Genomic DNA, 18,321 nt, shown 5'->3' with positions numbered 1-18,321 from the left:
ATAGTATTTCAACCCTACGTGCCCCTAAATAAATTGATCATATTTTATCATTTTCTTTCATCAATGCAGATATAATTTGTAAAATGGAGCTACAAGATAGGTTTCTTTTTTCTTCCTTTAGAAAAACCATGTAAAAAGAAGTTCATTTCTTCCTTCTTACATGGTTTTTTTACATACAAATACGCTTTATTTATACTTGATAATGATAAGGTGGTAAGCTAAATATTTTTCCATCCTCATGCTCACTTACTTGTACCCCAGTAGATAATGCCGGTAGATTTAGTAAAACACTTGCGATTAAAGCCATTGCTACTAATACTTTTTTCATTTTACCATCACCTTTCCTCTATTTAATTCTTAATCTATCACGTTTACTTGTCGATGCCAAAGGACTATAATTATGAATATAGCCCAAATCTTCGAATGATTCTTTATAAATCTTCTAATTTCTAGGTATTTTTCTACAAATTACATATCTTATCCTAAAATCAAAAAAAATGTTACTATTTTGCACAATGGAGGTGAACCCATTTGGAATATTATGTTGGTTATAAAATCAGAGCCTTAAGAAAGAAAAAACAAATGTCTCAGCAGGAATTGTGTGGCGACTTTATGAATCGAAGTATTTTAAGTCGAATTGAAAATAACAGAATGGAGCCTTCCTTACATCAAATTATCTATATTGCCAATAAGCTAGATACCCCCATTCACTATTTTTTTTATGACGTGGATTATACAGAGAATATTCCATCGGATGTCCAATCTGTCACTCATGAGCTTCAGAATCTTTTTGTCAAAGAAAGCTTCCATAAAATTATAGATTTTTTCAACGATAATCACGATGAGTTTAAAAAATTAAATGATTTTAATAAATATTATTATTTAGGAATGTCCTGTTATCATGATAGGATCAATAAAGAGTCCTTACGCCATTTAAGAAAATATGTTAATTTGTATATTCGGAATTCAGATGCTATTCAAAGTCAGTACATCATAAATTTTGGAAATGCCTTGAATACTTTATGTAAAATCATGATCGTCAATAACAATTACGAGAAGGGTCGTCATTATTTGTATATGGCCATAAAGTACCTAATCAAATACAATAGTTCCAATTCTTTTATATACTTCGTAGTTATTAACAATTTATCTTATATCTATAACCAGATCCTCCAGTACGAGAAAACAATTCTACTAATAGAAAATTTTTTAAGATTAAATACAAGTTTATCCTACAGATCTATTGTGCCGCAGCTCCATCTGTTGATCAATAAAGCTTATTCCAGCATAGGAAATTATGAAATGGCCTTACACCATATTAAGAAAAGCATTCTGCTCCTTTCTTATGAAGAAGATCAGTATGAACTGGGAAGATGCTATATCAATTATATCAACGACTTAAGATATTCTTTGCTATTTGAGGATGCCTTTAAGGTTGTTTCTGATTGCTTAAATCAGTATGCTAATGATAGTACCCTTTATGTTCGCTTTTTAGTACAGAAAGTAATATTACTATTTTATTCAGAAGAATATATTGCAGCATTAGAATCCATTCATAAGCTAAATCTTAAATTTCTCACAAAAATGGATCGAAATAATTGTTACTTTATGATGGGTCATATTCATTATTTGAATAGGGATTTCGAAGTAGCACACCAATTTCTCTTAAAATCCGAAAAATTTTTTATTCAAAGAGGCTATAGCAAAGATTTGGTTGTACTCTATGATGATTTATATGCCATCACAAATTATAATAGCTATAAAGAAAAAAGTAATCTGTATCAAAATGCTGTGGGTAGAAAGAATATTTTTGCTTAGATTGTGAGACATCCTCCTTAAAAATGGAAGAGTATCCATGAATATCAAAGCTACAGGTTATAAGATCAAGACGATGAAACTTTATAAAAAATTAATAGAAGCATCTCCTCTATGAAATTTCAATGAAAGAGATGCTTCTTAAATCTAAAAATATACTGTTGTTTTTTACATGAATCCATCAAATTGAGCGGTATACAGCCTTGTATAAATACCGTCTTTCTCTAGAAGCTCCTTATGGGTTCCTTCTTCTTCAATTCCTTCATCTGTTAAAACAACGATTCGATCTGCATTCTTAATCGTAGCCAAACGATGTGCAATAATCAATGTGGTTCTGTTTTTAGATAAATCGAATAAGGAGTCTTGAATCACTTTTTCTGTTTCGTTGTCCAGTGCTGATGTTGCCTCATCTAATATAAGAACTGGTGGATTCTTTAAAAAGATTCGAGCGATGGACAGCCTTTGCTTCTGTCCGCCGGATAGCTTTACACCACGCTCTCCAATATACGTATTGTATCCATCTTCTAAAGACATGATAAATTCATGGGCATTGGCCTTCTTAGCAGCCTCTATAATTTCTTCCTCTGTGGCACCAATATGCCCATACTCGATATTGTCTCTTACTGTTCCCGAGAATAAGAACACATCCTGCTGAACAATGCCAATATTTTCTCTTAAAGATCTTTGGGTAATCATTCGAATATCTATACCATCGATTTTAACACTGCCCTTATCTACTTCATAGAACCTAGGAATAAGACTGCATAATGTTGTTTTTCCGCCCCCAGACGGTCCTACAAATGCAACGGTTTCCCCTGGCTTAATGGAAAGGCTGATGTTATTCAATACATTTTCCCTATTGTTATAGCTAAAGGTTACATTATCGAATTCTACTTCGCCCTTCACCTTTTCTATGCAGATTGCCTTTGGATCATCCTTGATATCTGGATCGATATTCAAGGTATCTACAAATCTAGCAAACCCAGACATTCCTTTTTGATAGTTCTCTATTAATGTGGTGAGCTTACGGATTGGTTGCATAAACATGGATACGTACAGCAAGAACCCTACCAGTTCTCCAGGTGTTAGTTGATTGTAGTATACAAATATGCCACCAAAAACCATTACCACTAGATTGATTAAATTAGAGAAGAAAGATACGCCCACAAAGAAACTAGCCATTACCTTGTACGAATCTTCTTTGGATTCTCTAAAACTAAAATTTCCACTTTCAAATTTCTCTTCTTCATACCATTCGTTGGTAAAGGACTTCACCACTCGAATACCAGAAATACTGTCCTCAACCTGTGCATTGACATCGGCAATCTTCATCCTCATCTGTCTAAAGGTTGCTTGCATCTTTTTATTCTTCATAATAGCGTATCCAAGCATAATTGGCACGATAGCAAATGTGATCAGCGCCAAAGGCACATGAATATTCAGCAGAATAATAAAGGAACCAATGAGTGTTACGGAAGCGATGAAAAGATCTTCTGGTCCATGGTGGGCTAGTTCTGAAATCTCATTTAAATCATTTACAATACGAGACATAATATGTCCTGTTTTTGTATTATCGAAATAATTAAAGGATAATTTCTGCGTATGATTGAATAAATCCTTTCTCATATCATATTCTATCCTTGTTCCTAAAACATGTCCCCAATAATCAACGATATATTGAAGAGCAGCGCTGGCAATGTATAATACCAACAGCCCTACCCCTGTCATTATAATTGAATTCAAGTTCTTGGACGGTAAAATATCATCGATCATCAATCTGACCACACTGGGAAAAACTAATTCTAATCCAGCCATTAAGAATGCACACGTAAAATCCAGATAGAATAATGGTAGATGACCCTTATAGTATTGTGCAAAACGTTTGATCATAGGCACAATCCCCCTTCATGTAAAAATATTTTTAAAGTTAAAGCTTCGTCTTCTTTCGTATGCCTAACTATAGAAATATCATAACATAATTACGATTTTAAGGAAACTATATCCCTAGGGCTTAATTTACAGCAATGGCATATGATGTTTTTCACAAAAATCGATCATTTCCTTAGACCAAATACTTGCTTGTACCTCTCCGATATGGGCCTTCTGTAAAAAGAACATACAGATTCTGGATTGACCAATGCCGCCGCCAACTGTATAAGGCAGCTTCTTTTCTAAAACCAATCGATGAAAATCTAGTTTCTTTCGATCTTCACATCCAGCGATGCTTAATTGTTTTTCAAGGGTATCCTCGTCCACCCGAATTCCCATAGATGAAAGCTCCAGTCCGATGTTTAATAAAGGATTCCAGAATAAGATATCCCCATTGAGCTCCCAATCATCGTAATCCGGTGCTCTGCCATCGTGTCTTTCTCCAGACAGCAGTTTTCCGCCAATCTTCATAATAAATACTGCACCGTATTCCTTAGCGATGGCATGTTCTCTATCTTTAGAGGAAAGACCGGGATATCGATCCTCTAATTCTTGTGAAGTAATAAAGGTTATTTTCTCTGGCAATATATTTTTCAATTCTGGATAGAGCTTTTCAACGTAATCACCAGTGCGCTTAAAAACTTCATAGATGCGCTCAACAATTTCCTTTAACTTTGCTTCCGTTCTTTCTTCCTTCGTAATTATTTTTTCCCAGTCCCATTGATCCACATAGATGGAATGGATGTTGTCTAAATCTTCATCCCTTCTGATGGCATCCATATCGGTATATAGACCCTCGCCAACTTCAAAGCCATAACGTCCTAAAGCCATACGCTTCCATTTCGCTAAGGAGTGTACGATTTCCACATATTGACCTTTGATATCTTTAATATCAAAGGATACTGGTCTTTCTACACCATTTAAGTTATCATTCATTCCCGTTTCAGGGCAGACGAATAGCGGTGCAGAAACTCTGGTTAGATTTAATGTTTTGGCTAACTCTCTTTCAAAAAAGTCCTTTAATTGTTTAATGGCTACCTCTGTTTCTTTAATGCTTAGAGAAGGTTCATATCCTTCTGGAACAATTAATCTCTCTTTCATTTTGTTACCTCCTGATTTTATTTTATATTTTGTAATTTACCTTTGATTGATTCTCTTCGAAGATAGAATCCTGCTTTTACTGAATATATTTCCCAGTCTCATTGCACAATTTTATTCTCTCTTGGGTCAATAAAATTAATGTTCGTTGCGTTTGACCTACCATCAATTGATTACTCCTTCCAGTCCCATAAATGGGGTTAGGGCATAAAAAAAAGCCCTTCATCCTTATAAAAATAAGGACGAAAGACTTGACTTTCGCGGTACCACCTTAATTAGCTCAATCGCTATCTCAAATCAGTACGGAGAAATAAAATAACCTCTAAAAAGGATATCCCAATATGCCTCGATACTGTCCAATGGATAACGGTTTGGCTCCGCCTAAGTCTACTCTCCTATGGATTTCGGTTAGGAACTCAGAAATGTTCTTCTGTACAGGCTTCGTATTGGTCTTGCACTATCACCAACTCGCTGGGACTACTTCCTTATACATACTCTTTTCTTCATCGTATTTATACGCTACTTCATTTAGTTTTTTACATTATATATCCTTCCCAATGCAATGTCAAATATTTTTTTTTCATTTTAAAGAAAATTTGTTTTTTGATGAAATCTTTATCTTTAATTGAGCATTGATTTAAATTTACTCAATCTCACATAGAACCTCACGATATTTCCTTCACTTTCTGCCCAAATAGAGCCTTTATGAAGGTTGATAATATTTTTAGAAATTGCAAGTCCCAATCCCGACCCTGCAGAATTAGAAGTTCTTGACTTTTCTACTTTAAAGAATCTATCAAATATACGCTCTAGATATTCACTACTAATGGGTTCCCCTGTGTTTTCAACACAAATTATAACATTGTCCTCGTCTACTGAGGTCTGAACTAAAATTTCGGTACCAACGCTACTATGTCGAATGGCATTGGTTAACAAATTTTCAAAAACTCGAACCATCTTATCTGCATCCGCTAGGACGATGGTGTCTTCCTTCGATATATCTTTCTTAAAGCTTAACTGTTTCTCATCTAAAATCGGTACCAGCTCTTCTGTTAATTGATCAATGAGGCTATTTAAATGCACTTCGCTTAAATTCAGCTTTACACCTTCATTGGTCAGTTTTGCATATTCAAACAAGTCCTGTATTAGATCCTTTAATTTCTCAGACTTGCCATAAGCAATATTGAGATATTGATAAGCTTCTTCCTCCGTTTCATATCGCTTGTCCTTCAATAGATTTAAATACCCCATAATAGAGGTTAGAGGGGTTCTAAGATCGTGAGAAACATTGGTAATCAGCTCATTCTTCAGCATTTCCGCCGCCCTTTCCTCCTCTATTTTAGTTTGAAGCGCCTCCGCCATGAAGTTGATGTTATTTGCCAATGAACCTAATTCATCCTCGCTCTTTCCAGCAATCCTATGATCCAGATTGCCTTTTGAAATCTCTAAAAGTCCATCTGCAAGTTCTTCAATATACCTCATTTTTTTCTGTGTTGAGAAGTAAAAAAGCAGTACGAAATTGGCAAATCCCAAAACGATGGGAATGAATCCAATCTGTCCTTCATTATATTCTATTCGAGCCTCTGGAACGCCACTTACCACGATGTAAGCACGGGTATCATTTAAATTGATCGGATAGAAGCTGGTAAATTCCGATGCTCCACCCAGTCGTTGAAAATCAATTCTTGTATTCATGGCATTTCGAATAATACTATGAATATCCACTTTGCTTTCTGTGGCATTTTCCGAGCGATAGAGAACATCCCCATCTAAATCCACGATCAATGCCCTCATACCATAAGAAAACTCATTGAGCACTTCACCGATATATTCTTTAAACTTTACTTTAAATTCACTTTCTATTTTTCCCATCAAATTTACTTTAGAGTCCTGTACGCTACTATCTACAGTTCCATCTTGAGAAGTATCGGTGCCGCTGTTTTCAGATTCTATGGCCAGTGAATTGCTACCAAGGTTCATGTCCGCACTCTGTGATGATTCTTCTGCATCCTCAGGATATTCCGCTTCCAACCTTTCCTCTTCAATCCTTAAATCATAGAATTCGTTTCTATAATCATTTAAATTTTCTACGATTCTTCTAGCAGAATAGTCAATTCTTTCTATGCCCTCTGAATAATCGATAATGGCATTCCTGTTTAATCGTGCCAAATAAGTGGCGCTTATAGAGGCAACCAGCATAGAACTGATCAAGCAGATCACAAAATTGGCCATTAATTGAATCCGAATACTTTTTTCTACCCTCTGTCTTATAAAAAATACAACGCGGCGCACAATGATGAATCCCTGATGAAAGGGAGATGTTATTTTCTTAAAAAATTTAAAGTCCGCCTTTTTCCGTTTAATTTTCAATTTTATAGCCTACCCCCCAAACGGTCTTAATGTACTGAGGATTTCTAGGATCTTTTTCTATCTTCTCTCGAATCTTTCTAACATGCACCATTACAGTATTGGGAGAGTCAAAAAAGTCTTCCTTCCATACCTTCTGATAGATCCTTTCCATGCTGAATACCATTCCCCGATTTCTTGCAAGAAGCTCTAAAATGTCAAATTCCCTAGGGGTCAGTTTAATTTCTTCTCCGTTTATCTTCACCTGATGGGTGGAGACATTGATCACTAAATCGTCGATTTCTATTTCTTCTCCCGTAGCCGCAGCAGCATTGTTGTTCAGCTTTGTATATCTTCTGATCTGAGATTTCACTCTCGCAATCAGCTCCAATGGATTGAATGGCTTTGTCACATAATCATCTGCTCCTGTGGTCAGGCCAAATATTTTGTCCATATCCTCAGCTTTTGCTGAAAGCATGATGATGGGCATATTCTTTTCTTCTCGAATCTTCATGCAAGCCTTAATACCATCCATTTCTGGCATCATAATATCCAATATGATTAGATGAACCTCTTCTTCCTCCAAAATCTCTAGCGCTTCTCTGCCATTGGATGCTTTAATTATTTGAAAACCTTCATTTTTTAAGTATATTTCTATTAAATCTCTTATTTCCTTCTCGTCATCTACAACAAGTATTTTCTCGTGTCCCATTGTCAGACCTTCCTTCTAATCTATATACTACCTCTATTATAACTAAAAGTCCTTAATAAAGAATAGTGGAAATCTTAAGAAAAACTTAAAATGCTTAAAATATGGGTGTAATAAAAATTCGTGTGTCTAAATATATTGTAATTCATTTAACTTAAAGGTATTATTGTAGTAGGGGAAATTTTCAAAATATTTTTTTAAATTTAAAGGAGGAGTATTATGCGTTGGAGTTTAAATGAGCTTTACACAAGCTTTGATTCTTTAGAATTTTTACAGGATATGGACAAATTGAGTCGTTTTATTCCAGAGTTCATCCAATGGGTAAAGCAGGAGTTTCAAAATACTAAGAACCCTAAAGAAAAAATAGAACAATATATTGAAAAACAGCAGGAATTCACAGAGACCTACAGCAGATTGATGAGTTATTCCTATCTTACAGCCAGCACAGATGCAAAAAATGCAACGGCGCTCAAGATACAAGATCAGCTTCAAAGCAAGGCATCTGATTTGACAGAAGCAACGGTTATCTTTGAAAAATGGCTTGGAACTGTCAATGATTTGGAAAAAATCATCGAAAGCTCTACCATTCTAAAGGAGCATCAATTCTTCTTAAAGGAAATTCTATTAAACAATCAATATCTTCTCAGTGAAGAAGAAGAGCTACTGATCTCTAAAATGAGCCAAAGTGGCGCCCGAGCTTGGGCAAAGCTTCAAGCGCTTTTAGCTTCTACACTTCTTGTGGACATTACAATTGATGGTGTAGAAAAGCAGTTACCTCTACCTATGGTAAGAAACATGGCTTATAGCAGTAATGCAGATCTAAGAAAAATAGCTTATGAAGCAGAACTAAAATCCTATGCTAAAATTGAAGAAAGCTCTGGTGCCGCATTGAACGGTATTAAAGGCGAAGCCCTTACTCTTTCTGAAAAGCGTGGTTTTGCATCACCTCTGGAGCAAACAGTGATTGGTTCAAGAATGAATACGGAAACCTTAGATTCTATGTTAGCTGCTATGAAAGAAAGTCTGCCTTTCTTCCATAAGTATTACCGTAAAAAAGGAGAATTACTCGGTCACAGCAATGGGCTTCCTTTCTATGATCTATTTGCGCCGGTAGGCAATGTGAATATGGTGTTTACATATGAGGAGGCACAAAAATATATCATAGAGAATTTCAATACTTTTAGCCAAGCACTTGGAAACTTCGCTCAAAAAGCCTTTGATAACAATTGGATCGACGCAGAGCCTAGGGATGGTAAGCGGGGTGGGGCTTTCTGCTTTAACCTACATCCCATTAAGGAAAGTAGAATTTTAGCCAACTTCGATGGTAGCTTTAGCAATATGACCACATTGGCGCATGAGCTTGGTCATGGATACCACGGACATTGCCTAAAGGATGCAAGTATCTTAAATAGTAGCTACCCTATGCCACTAGCAGAAACTGCTTCCATATTTGCAGAAACGATTATTATCAACAGTGCTCTGAAAAATGCAACCCCTGAAGAAGCCTTTGGTATCTTAGAAACTTCTATTTCAGACGCAGGTCAAGTCATTGTGGATATATATAGTCGATTCCTATTTGAATCTGAAGTATTTAAGCGAAGAAAAAATGCATCTCTTTCTGTGAATGAAATCAAAGAGATTATGATTGATGCGCAGAAACAAGCCTATGGAGACGGGTTGGATCACAATGTTCTACACGATTCCATGTGGATCAATAAATCCCATTATTACTCAGCAGACAGGCATTTTTATAACTTCCCATATGCCTTTGGATTGCTGTTTTCTAAAGGACTATACTCCGAGTATCTAAAGCGTGGCGAATCCTTCGTTAAAGAATACGATGCCCTACTGGAAGCAACAGGAAAAAATAATATTGTAGATGTGGCGAAAGTAATGAACATCGATGTTACTTCTATAGACTTCTGGAGAAGCTCCTTAGGTTTAGTTCAGAAGGACATCGAACGATTCATAGAACTAGCAGATGATAGACTGAAATAAGTTCTTCTGGGTCGATAATTAAATACTTGCAAACTCTAAATGAATACAATCCATGTATAGAGGAGTAAATTTTTTCTATACATGGATTTTTGTACATAGATATAGTATGAATCTGTTAAAGTTTTATTTTAGTTCAATTGGACATCGTTTACTTTTTTTGTTATTATGAGTAGGAATAAACTAATAAAGGAGCGTTACTACATGGATAATAATAAAGTATTGGCAACTGTTGGCGGAAGAGAAATAACACAACAAGATTTCGATTTATTGCTTGGCAGCTTAAACCCTCAGCAAGCGATGCAGTTTAACTCTGAAGCAGGTAAAAAACAATTGGTACAAGAACTAGTAAATCAAGAGTTATTCCTTCTAGAGGCTTTAAAAAATGGATTAGATAAAGATGAAGTTTTCATTCAAGAAGCGCAAAGAATGCATGATAACATTTTAAAGCAATATGCAATGCATAATGTATTAAAAAATGCTACTGTATCTGAAGAAGATATGTTAAACTACTACAACGAGCATACTGATTCATTTAAAGAGCCTGAATCTATGCAAGCGAGCCACATCCTTGTAGAGAGCGAAGAAAAAGCAAACGAAGTTCTTAAAGAAATCAATGAGGGACTTAGCTTTGAAGAAGCTGCAAAAAAACATTCTACTTGCCCTTCCAATGCACAAGGTGGCGATTTAGGACATTTTACAAGAGGCAGAATGGTTCCTGAATTTGAAAACGCTGCTTTTGATATGGAGGTTGGAGCAGTGAGTGCTCCTGTTAAAACTCAATTTGGTTACCATATCATCAAGGCTGTTAATAAGGTAGAGGAGTCTGTAAAGCCTTTTGCAGAGGTTAAAATGCAATTAAACCAACAATTATCCATGATGAAGCAACAAGAGCTTTATTTAAATAAAGTGGATGAATTAAAGAAAGAGTATGAAGTACAAATAAACGAATAAATTGATCCCATTGAAAGACTGGAATATTTCCAGTCTTTATTTTTTACTCTGTTTCCTGGGAATCATCGGACTATAAATTTAAGGATTTGGGAACCCTATTGATGTGTTATTTTTCCTGTAAAATCTGTGTTGAATTTATATGCTAAATGTTGAATTTTCATACATTTTAGAGAATTCTATTACTTTTTTTGACCTTTGGTGGTATACTGATTTTGAGTTTAATTTCAGCACTTGAAACTCTAAGCCCTACCTAGAGTTGAGTGCGACATAAAATTTGTGAGCCAAAGCGAACAAATTTATTTTAAGGAGGAATCATACATGAAAATCAATTTAATCGGTGTACCTCTTACGTACGGTTGTGGTAAAGATGGCGCACAATATGGTCCTAGTGTTCTTAGAGAAAATAATATGATAGATTTGATTAAAAATAATGGTCATACACTTTATGATTTGGGGGACTTAGTCATTCCTCCTGCTTCTGAAGAGGATCAATTTAAAGGTCATGAAAACATTAAATATTTAGATTTAATAACCGAGGTAAATACAAACTTAGCACACCAAGTGTACTGCTCTCTTGAAGGCGAAAGCTTCCCTTTCGTCATCGGAGGTGATCACTCTTTAGGAATGGGTAGTATCGCTGGAATCAGCAAGCACTTCAATGAAGTTGCGGTCATATGGATTGATGCTCACAGTGATATTAACACCCATTTAACTTCTCCATCTGGCAACCCTCACGGTATGCCTTTAGCAGCATCCATGGGCGTCGGTCATCCAAAGTTTACGGATATCTATTTTAAAGGCCAAAAGGTTCATCCTAAAAATGTTTACATCATCGGTGTTCGGGACCCTGACGCTGGTGAATTGGCTTTAGTAGATGATCTGAACCTTTCTTACTACAGCATGAAAACTGTGAGAGAAAAGGGATTGGAAAATGTTTTAAATGAAGTGATTGAAAATATCAAAGGTTCTGGCGTAGATGGCGTTCATATCAGCTATGATATCGATGTATTCGACAAATCGATCGTTCCTGGTACTGGAACTCCCGTAGCCGATGGTTTTACTTTAGAAGAAGGTAAGTTTACCATTGAAACGCTTTTAAAAGAAAAATTCGTAACTTCAATGGACTTCGTAGAGCTGAACCCATTGCTGGATGATGCATCTAAAACTACAGTAAAAACTGCAGTTGAATTCCTAAACCACACTTTTAAATGCTTATAATTTAATATTTCTAAGTAAAAAAACATGGATCTCAGAAATCAAATTTCTTCAATCCATGTTTTAATTTTATTTCAATTGTGGCTCTAATAAAAGAAAATTATTTAAATTGCTTTTCTGATTAACGGAAAACTCAATGATAATGCTGTTAGCACCCTTTAAGTTAACATCTATTTTCTGTAATCCATCTGATTTTTTAAACTGGGTTTTATATAAAGTATCCCCGTAAAACTCATTATAGCATTTTGTAATGACGTCATTATTGTATACCGCAAAAGTAATCTGTGCATCGTCTAAATCTTTTGCTAAATCGTCGATCCCTATTAAACCAGTAAGCCTTGAATATTCACCGTTGTAGTTATATAGCTTTGCAACATAATGGTTCCTATCGCCGTTTTCTTTTCTGTCAAAACCGATACCTCTCATATAAGTATGCCCATCAACAGTGAAGTTTCCGTTCTCCCATTTATTTTCTCTAAATACAGAACTATATCTTTTATCTAAAGTGTAATAGATTGTATATCCATGAAACTTAGGTTCTACCGCTTTATTTTCGCTCTTTAGCTGCTTTTTAAGCTGGCTCAGTTCTGCTCTTAGATATTGATTTTCTAAGCTTAAGGAATTGGTTTCTTTCTTCATCTCAGAAATAAGTTCTTCTCTATAGATGGTTCTAGTGTCGGACCCTATTTGTTCAGATGCATATGCATTGATATTTTTATTATTGTTCATTCTCAACCCTGAAAATAAATATCCAGATACGAACATACAACAGATTACTGTGGCCAAAATTATTTTATTTTTCATAAAGAGCCTCCTATTTTTCCATTATATCGATGTGAAACTCATGGTACACAACTCTCTGCACCGCTTTTATTTTGTTGTATTAAATTTTTCTATTCATGATGCCTTATCTATATATAATTATAATATACAATTGATAAAAAATACACAATTTTTCTTATTTTTACAACATAAAATCTTGCTTTCAAAGTTTTTTTACTTCCTTCTTTATAACATGCACCCTTAATAATTACTGAACAAATAAACGACAAATACACCTTCGCTATTAGGTTGCACTCATTTCGAAGGTGCATTTCTTAAAAAATACTTTATTTGTATGCTTTACTGCAACGGAATTGTTATGGCTACCTTTTCATTTAGCTGAACATCGTAATCACTTCGCATACAGCATCCTCTGCACCGGTATCATCTCTTACAATGGTTTTAGCCAGCCGAAACATATTAAGTTGATATGCCAATCCCCTCTATTCACTTGTAAATCGTCTAGACATCTGTAAGATGGTTTAGAGGCACAAAAGGTTCCCTTATCATCAAATATTTTTTAATCTATTACATAAAATCATCGATCTACAAGTCTAAATCAATAAAATCCATGTAGAAAAGAAAGGCTAGCCCTTCTTTTCTACATGGATTTTATCTCTACTTCATATAATTGAACTATTTTAGTTTATTTTCTATTCAAATGGGGTTCCACACTTCGGACAGTACGTGAAATCCTCATGGGTTTGAAAATTACAATGAGCGCATCTCTTTCCATGGTATTTTTCTCCGCCATGGATTAAACTTAAATCTACATCCCTCAAGGTGATATTTTCTCCTTTAACGATGCGATCTCCTAGATCTTTCTCTATACTATAGACACTACCACAGCAGCTGGATCTTACATAGTACTTTTTCCCCCATTTTAGAACTGGAATAAAAAATAAACTCAGCGCAGTATATTCTCGAATCCCATTATATCTACCATACTTCCCGCAACGAGAACAAACCACGGTTTGGTTAAAATCCAACTCTTCTCTTCTAGGTGATATTCCCATAATAAAAAACATATCATCATCCCCCCATTGTACAAATCACTGTTCAGCATTCAGATCTTAGTATTCATTATACTATAAGATTCACTTGTCCTATATAATTTTTCTTAGGTACAGCATCTATACAATCAAAAGCACCTCTTAAATTATATAATATAGTATATCGCATCTACTGTATTACCTGAAAGCAGGGTTTTGGGAAATATAATATATATTTTCCAAGAAGAGATGGAGAAAGCTCATATGGCTGTCCAAAAGGTAGATTTATTAGCACATAGCCTTCTTTATTATAAGGATAGGAAAATAGTCCAGATCTATCCCTATTTCTTATTCCACACCTTAAAAAATTCTTCGTTGATATATTCTCCCAATTCTATGATATCTCTAGATCTTATAAACTCCCAGCCTAGCCATTTTATAGTATGATCTTTTAAAAATGGATTTTCTATATTGGGGCTTAGACTTAATGCATGGGACTTAGTTAAATTTAGTCCATAATTGTCAAATATATAATCTGTTAATATTCTAAGCTCTTCTTCTTTACCCTTCTTAACCAACATAGAAAAAGGAAAGACTATAGCACCATCTTCGGGTATTACTAATTTAACGCCCTTCTTTACACAGGACATTGCAAACATGAGCGGCATCGTATATATGGCGCCTGCCTCTGGATTATTTGAACCTACTAACCTTGCCATTTTAGCACTGCTGTGGAAGCCTTTAACATTGAATGCATAGCTTCTTATAGAATCCTCTCCATACTCTTTGTAAAAGTACAGTGGTATTGCTGTTGATATACCGTCAGGAGTTTCAAAAGTAACTATTTTATCTTTGTAGATTGGGCTTAAAAGATCGCCCCAGGTTTTTGGAATTGGCAGACCTTCTAACTTTTCTTCGTCCACTAATAAAACATCTAAAAAAGCGCCATACATTGTATAATCTTTATCTAAACAACCAGCTTCTATAAACTTTTTATCTATATTAGGATTGTTTATGCTTTTAAAGTGTCCTTTGCTTACTAAATTATCGATTAGCTCTTTTCTATAAAAGTCATCAAAGCCCTTGGAGAGAATTATATCTGGAAATTTATCTATATCTTTTTCCTTCCATAAATTATCATATCTGCCATCGTCTCCACCCTTGGGCATAATGTAGCAGTTAAAGGTTTTGCCTGTGGCTTTCTCAAACGCTTCTAATTTTTCTTTAAGATCATCTTCAAAGACGATTCTCAGCGGGCAAATTATATTGCCTAAAAAGTTTAATGTTTCACTTTCATTATAATATTTATTATTAATACCCTCTTCTAACATCTCATTATTTATTTTTTCTTTCAATTCTTTTAAAAATAAATCTAAGTTTATATTTTTTACCTTAAGAACAGTTTGTAGCATAGTGTTTTTACCAAGTAGATTTATTAGCTCTTCTTTTGAGCTTGTGTTAAATCCAAGGGCTAAAAGTGCTTCAAAAGCTTGTTCATTTTCTAATAGCTTCTCAATCGTTGTAGCACCTGTTATATTCAATACCTTACCCCCTTTTGATCTAAAAATTAATTATATGATCTTCTATTATTCCACCCTGTCTTATGTGATTTCTTATATCCAGCATTTTTCTATCTACATGATCTAATATGTCGATATATTTTTTCTCTTCATTAGATGAAGTAATAATTTGATCTATTCCACCATTTTTTATCACGATTCTTCGATCTCCCATAAGGGCCAAAACTGGATCATGGGTTGATATCAATACGATTTTTTCCTTCTTAACCAATAACTCAATGGCATTTTTTCTATCGATACCTGCATTTTCTATTTCATCTATCAGTACGATCGGTGAACGACTTAAAAGGGCGGTATCTGCGATCATCAGTGCTCTAGATTGTCCACCACTTAATTGGGTAAGAGGAGTGCTCCGATCAAACTTTTCTCCGGCCAGATTATTTGCACATATAATGATCTCTTCTACAACCGCTTCTATATTTGCAATCAGCCTACTTTCAGCATGTAACTTTATAAATTCCTCTACGGAAAGATCCATTACAAAGTTCATATTTTGAGATAACTGAGCAACTAATTTGTTTTCTATATCAAATCGTTTATTGGGATCTGGCGCCTTTCCATTCACTAGAATTTGCCTATTTGTAGGAGTATCTCTTTGGGCTAGACATTCTATATCTGCAAGTAACCTGCTCTTTCCAGAGCCTGTAGGTCCCACTATAGAGATTACCTCTCCTACATTTAATTCAAGCTTTATATCCTCATCTCTTCCATGCTTATCTTTTCCACCTATTATGGTTATGGACTCGATCGTATTGTCCGATAAATTTTTTAATGCTTCCATTTTCTCTATAAAAGATATAAAGTTATCGATTAACTGTTCTCTGCTCAGTCCATTGTCTTCTAATATTTCATCTTTTAAATTTATCACTACTTCTTCCATTGATAAATTAACATCCATGTCTTTGATATCGAATGATATAAAAAAATCTTCAGAGTAGGGATATTTTATAAACAATTCCTTTATTGGATGCTTTGCTATATCTAAAGTCATATGATCCCTCCAAGCTATATCTTCATCTTTTTTATGTTTCCCGATTGATATTCTTCTCCTATTCTTGTTTCTCCTACGCAATAGGAACACAGAGCAGAAGGCATAGAAAACCTGAGCCTTTTATTCTCAAGACTATTAAAGGCTTTCGCTTCTTTCAGCTTAACGGCTAAATCATAAGACCCTTGACCCGTTATTCCATTGATAAAAATTATAGATGCTCTAGGATTTGCTTGCTTTACCCTAAATGCAAATACTTCCCGCTCTGCTTGGGATACTATATCACCTTTCGTTATAACAACTATATCTGCTAGTTTTAGCATCGGTCCTATTTTTTTAGGCGTATTGACTCCTGACAGATTATCTATAACACAGATGGACAATACATCCTTTATATGAGGGGAACATCTGTTACAGAGGCCCGCACTTTCGCTTATGAGCATATCTAGTTCTTCACTTATTCCCCATTGAACACAATCTTCTATATTGCTTATATAGAAATGGTCTGGGCAAAGGTTACCAGAAAGTCCAACCTTCACCTTCACCCCTGTTTTTTCATAGAGTATATCATCGTACGTGGATAAGCTATCAAATTTTACAACCCCAATTTTAAAGGCTTCTCTTTTTAATATTTCTATTACTTTCAGTGTAATCGAAGTTTTTCCCGATGACGGAGGTCCGGAAACTGTAACTATTTTCATTCATATCACTTCCTCTAAGGTGCTTTATTATCTGGGCATAGCATTTTCTAGTATTTCTGCTACCTCATCGTCTGTCAGAGCACGGTGATAAAACATTTCATAAAAATCCTTTGTTTCCTTATTCATATCATAATTAAACCTTTCTGGATAAATTAAATTGCCCAGCCACTTAACACCGATTACCCGATTTACTGATGGTGGTCTATCGAACCAATTAAATGGCGCATTTGGTATTGCATATACTTGATTGTTTTGCACTGCTTTAATATCCTTCCATTTTGAATCTTTTGTTATTATTTCATAGGAACCTTCATTCCCTTCCATACCTTTAGCCGCTATTATTTTATCTGGATTCCAATTTAAAACCTGTTCCATAGACACTTCTACTCCACCCGACATCTTTTCAACAGTTACTTCTGCTGCATTGATTGCGCCAACTAAATCTATAGCTTGCGTATGGATGGATCCCGTTACGTTTGTTACTAAAGGACCTTGTGTTGTTCCGTAATATACTTTTATTCTTTCTTCCATTGGGATTGTGCTTGCGATGGTCTTCACTTCTTCTATGGTGTTTTTACAATATTCACTTAGTTTCTTGCATCTTTCCTCTTCGCCCAATATATCGCCTAAAAATTCATAGGTCTTATGAAGGTTTTCAAGATCACCATCTATCATTAAGAATGGGATTCCTAACTTCTCTTGGGATTCATCAGCATCCTTTATCCATCTTTCATCTATATTTCCCATTGAAATTATAATATCTGGCTTTGCTTTTAATATTTCTTCGGCATTTCCACTGCTTGCATCTTTATAGCTCCCCAATATAGGAAGCTGTTGATACTCTTTTGTAAGATATTTTTCCTCTAAGGCAGTAAGTTTAGAGTTTAATCCGGCCATTTTGCTCGGATTTATACTGTATAATGCTATGGTTCCTACACCGCTTGTAGTAAAAACCTTGTTAATTTCTTTAGGAATCTCTACTTCTCTACCTGCCATATCCTTTATTACCCGTGTAGTGCTTTCGTCTTGCTGCGCTTGTTCTACTTGCTCAGGAGTGTTGTTTATGGCTTCGTCTGCTTTTTTAGTACATCCTGCCATCGATACCATAAGTAGTACTACAATTAATAGTAATGCCATTTTACTTGTCTTCATTGAATACTTTTTAAACATTATAAAA

At 35.0% G+C, this 18,321-nt stretch carries 15 protein-coding genes and 1 other annotated feature; of the genes, 4 read left to right on the top strand and 11 right to left on the bottom strand.

Features of this window, described 5'->3' with window-relative positions; all coding sequences use genetic code 11:
- Nucleotides 1-190 precede the first annotated feature (190 nt).
- Entirely contained in the window at nucleotides 191-328 is a 138-nt protein-coding gene (locus CLOS_RS15765; RefSeq protein WP_156774373.1) for a hypothetical protein, read from the bottom strand.
- A 203-nt stretch (nucleotides 329-531) separates the two neighbouring features.
- On the opposite strand from CLOS_RS15765, the gene CLOS_RS01250 reads away from it, so the two are divergent.
- A complete protein-coding gene (locus CLOS_RS01250) occupies nucleotides 532-1,818 on the top strand; it encodes a helix-turn-helix domain-containing protein (RefSeq protein WP_012158112.1) in 1,287 nt (428 codons plus the stop codon).
- Between the two features lie 165 nt (nucleotides 1,819-1,983).
- On the opposite strand, the gene CLOS_RS01245 is transcribed toward CLOS_RS01250, so the two are convergent.
- From CLOS_RS01245 to CLOS_RS01230, 4 genes are all read right to left on the bottom strand, one after another.
- On the bottom strand, nucleotides 1,984-3,705 hold the full coding sequence (locus tag CLOS_RS01245) for an ABC transporter ATP-binding protein (RefSeq protein ID WP_012158111.1): 1,722 nt from the start codon (nucleotides 3,703-3,705) through the stop codon (nucleotides 1,984-1,986).
- A gap of 126 nt (nucleotides 3,706-3,831) precedes the next feature.
- Complete coding sequence (gene asnA / locus CLOS_RS01240; protein ID WP_012158110.1) at nucleotides 3,832-4,845, bottom strand: aspartate--ammonia ligase; 1,014 nt, start codon at nucleotides 4,843-4,845, stop codon at nucleotides 3,832-3,834.
- 232 nt (nucleotides 4,846-5,077) lie between these two features.
- Nucleotides 5,078-5,358, bottom strand: a binding site (T-box leader).
- A 105-nt stretch (nucleotides 5,359-5,463) separates the two neighbouring features.
- Nucleotides 5,464-7,212: a sensor histidine kinase gene (locus CLOS_RS01235; RefSeq protein ID WP_049753765.1), complete on the bottom strand. Its 1,749-nt coding sequence runs from the start codon at nucleotides 7,210-7,212 to the stop codon at nucleotides 5,464-5,466.
- The gene (locus CLOS_RS01230; RefSeq protein ID WP_012158108.1) at nucleotides 7,202-7,900 is read right to left on the bottom strand and encodes a response regulator transcription factor; all 699 of its coding nucleotides are present in this window, start codon (nucleotides 7,898-7,900) and stop codon (nucleotides 7,202-7,204) included. Before CLOS_RS01230 ends, CLOS_RS01235 begins: the two co-directional genes overlap by 11 nt.
- 216 nt (nucleotides 7,901-8,116) lie before the next feature.
- On the opposite strand from CLOS_RS01230, the gene CLOS_RS01225 reads away from it, so the two are divergent.
- The 3 genes from CLOS_RS01225 to rocF all read left to right on the top strand — a co-directional run bounded on the left by CLOS_RS01225 (nucleotide 8,117) and on the right by rocF (nucleotide 12,064).
- A complete protein-coding gene (locus tag CLOS_RS01225; protein ID WP_012158107.1) occupies nucleotides 8,117-9,895 on the top strand; it encodes a M3 family oligoendopeptidase in 1,779 nt (592 codons plus the stop codon).
- 201 nt (nucleotides 9,896-10,096) lie between these two features.
- Complete coding sequence (locus CLOS_RS01220; RefSeq protein WP_012158106.1) at nucleotides 10,097-10,846, top strand: peptidylprolyl isomerase; 750 nt, start codon at nucleotides 10,097-10,099, stop codon at nucleotides 10,844-10,846.
- Between the two features lie 318 nt (nucleotides 10,847-11,164).
- Nucleotides 11,165-12,064: an arginase gene (rocF, locus tag CLOS_RS01215; RefSeq protein WP_012158105.1), complete on the top strand. Its 900-nt coding sequence runs from the start codon at nucleotides 11,165-11,167 to the stop codon at nucleotides 12,062-12,064.
- 66 nt (nucleotides 12,065-12,130) lie between these two features.
- Here the strand turns inward: rocF and CLOS_RS01210 are convergent, their stop codons facing one another.
- From CLOS_RS01210 to CLOS_RS01185, 6 genes are all read right to left on the bottom strand, one after another.
- Nucleotides 12,131-12,865 carry an NPCBM/NEW2 domain-containing protein gene (locus CLOS_RS01210; protein ID WP_012158104.1) on the bottom strand — a complete coding sequence of 245 codons (735 nt, stop codon included), beginning with the start codon at nucleotides 12,863-12,865 and terminating at the stop codon, nucleotides 12,131-12,133.
- A 671-nt stretch (nucleotides 12,866-13,536) separates the two neighbouring features.
- The gene (locus CLOS_RS01205) at nucleotides 13,537-13,911 is read right to left on the bottom strand and encodes a zinc ribbon domain-containing protein (protein ID WP_012158103.1); all 375 of its coding nucleotides are present in this window, start codon (nucleotides 13,909-13,911) and stop codon (nucleotides 13,537-13,539) included.
- Between the two features lie 305 nt (nucleotides 13,912-14,216).
- Nucleotides 14,217-15,416, bottom strand: coding sequence for an ABC transporter substrate-binding protein (locus CLOS_RS01200; RefSeq protein WP_012158102.1), 1,200 nt, complete (start codon nucleotides 15,414-15,416; stop codon nucleotides 14,217-14,219).
- A 19-nt stretch (nucleotides 15,417-15,435) separates the two neighbouring features.
- A complete protein-coding gene (locus CLOS_RS01195) occupies nucleotides 15,436-16,446 on the bottom strand; it encodes an ATP-binding cassette domain-containing protein (RefSeq protein WP_012158101.1) in 1,011 nt (336 codons plus the stop codon).
- Between the two features lie 14 nt (nucleotides 16,447-16,460).
- Entirely contained in the window at nucleotides 16,461-17,144 is a 684-nt protein-coding gene (locus CLOS_RS01190; RefSeq protein WP_012158100.1) for a GTP-binding protein, read from the bottom strand.
- 27 nt (nucleotides 17,145-17,171) lie between these two features.
- Nucleotides 17,172-18,314 (bottom strand): ABC transporter substrate-binding protein, encoded by a 1,143-nt coding sequence (locus tag CLOS_RS01185; RefSeq protein ID WP_012158099.1) that lies wholly within the window; start codon nucleotides 18,312-18,314, stop codon nucleotides 17,172-17,174.
- Nucleotides 18,315-18,321 lie beyond the last annotated feature (7 nt).

Source organism: Alkaliphilus oremlandii OhILAs (genome assembly GCF_000018325.1).
GTDB classification, from domain to species: Bacteria; Bacillota; Clostridia; order Peptostreptococcales; family Natronincolaceae; genus Alkaliphilus_B; species Alkaliphilus_B oremlandii.
This window is presented reverse-complemented; position numbering and strand designations above follow the sequence as displayed.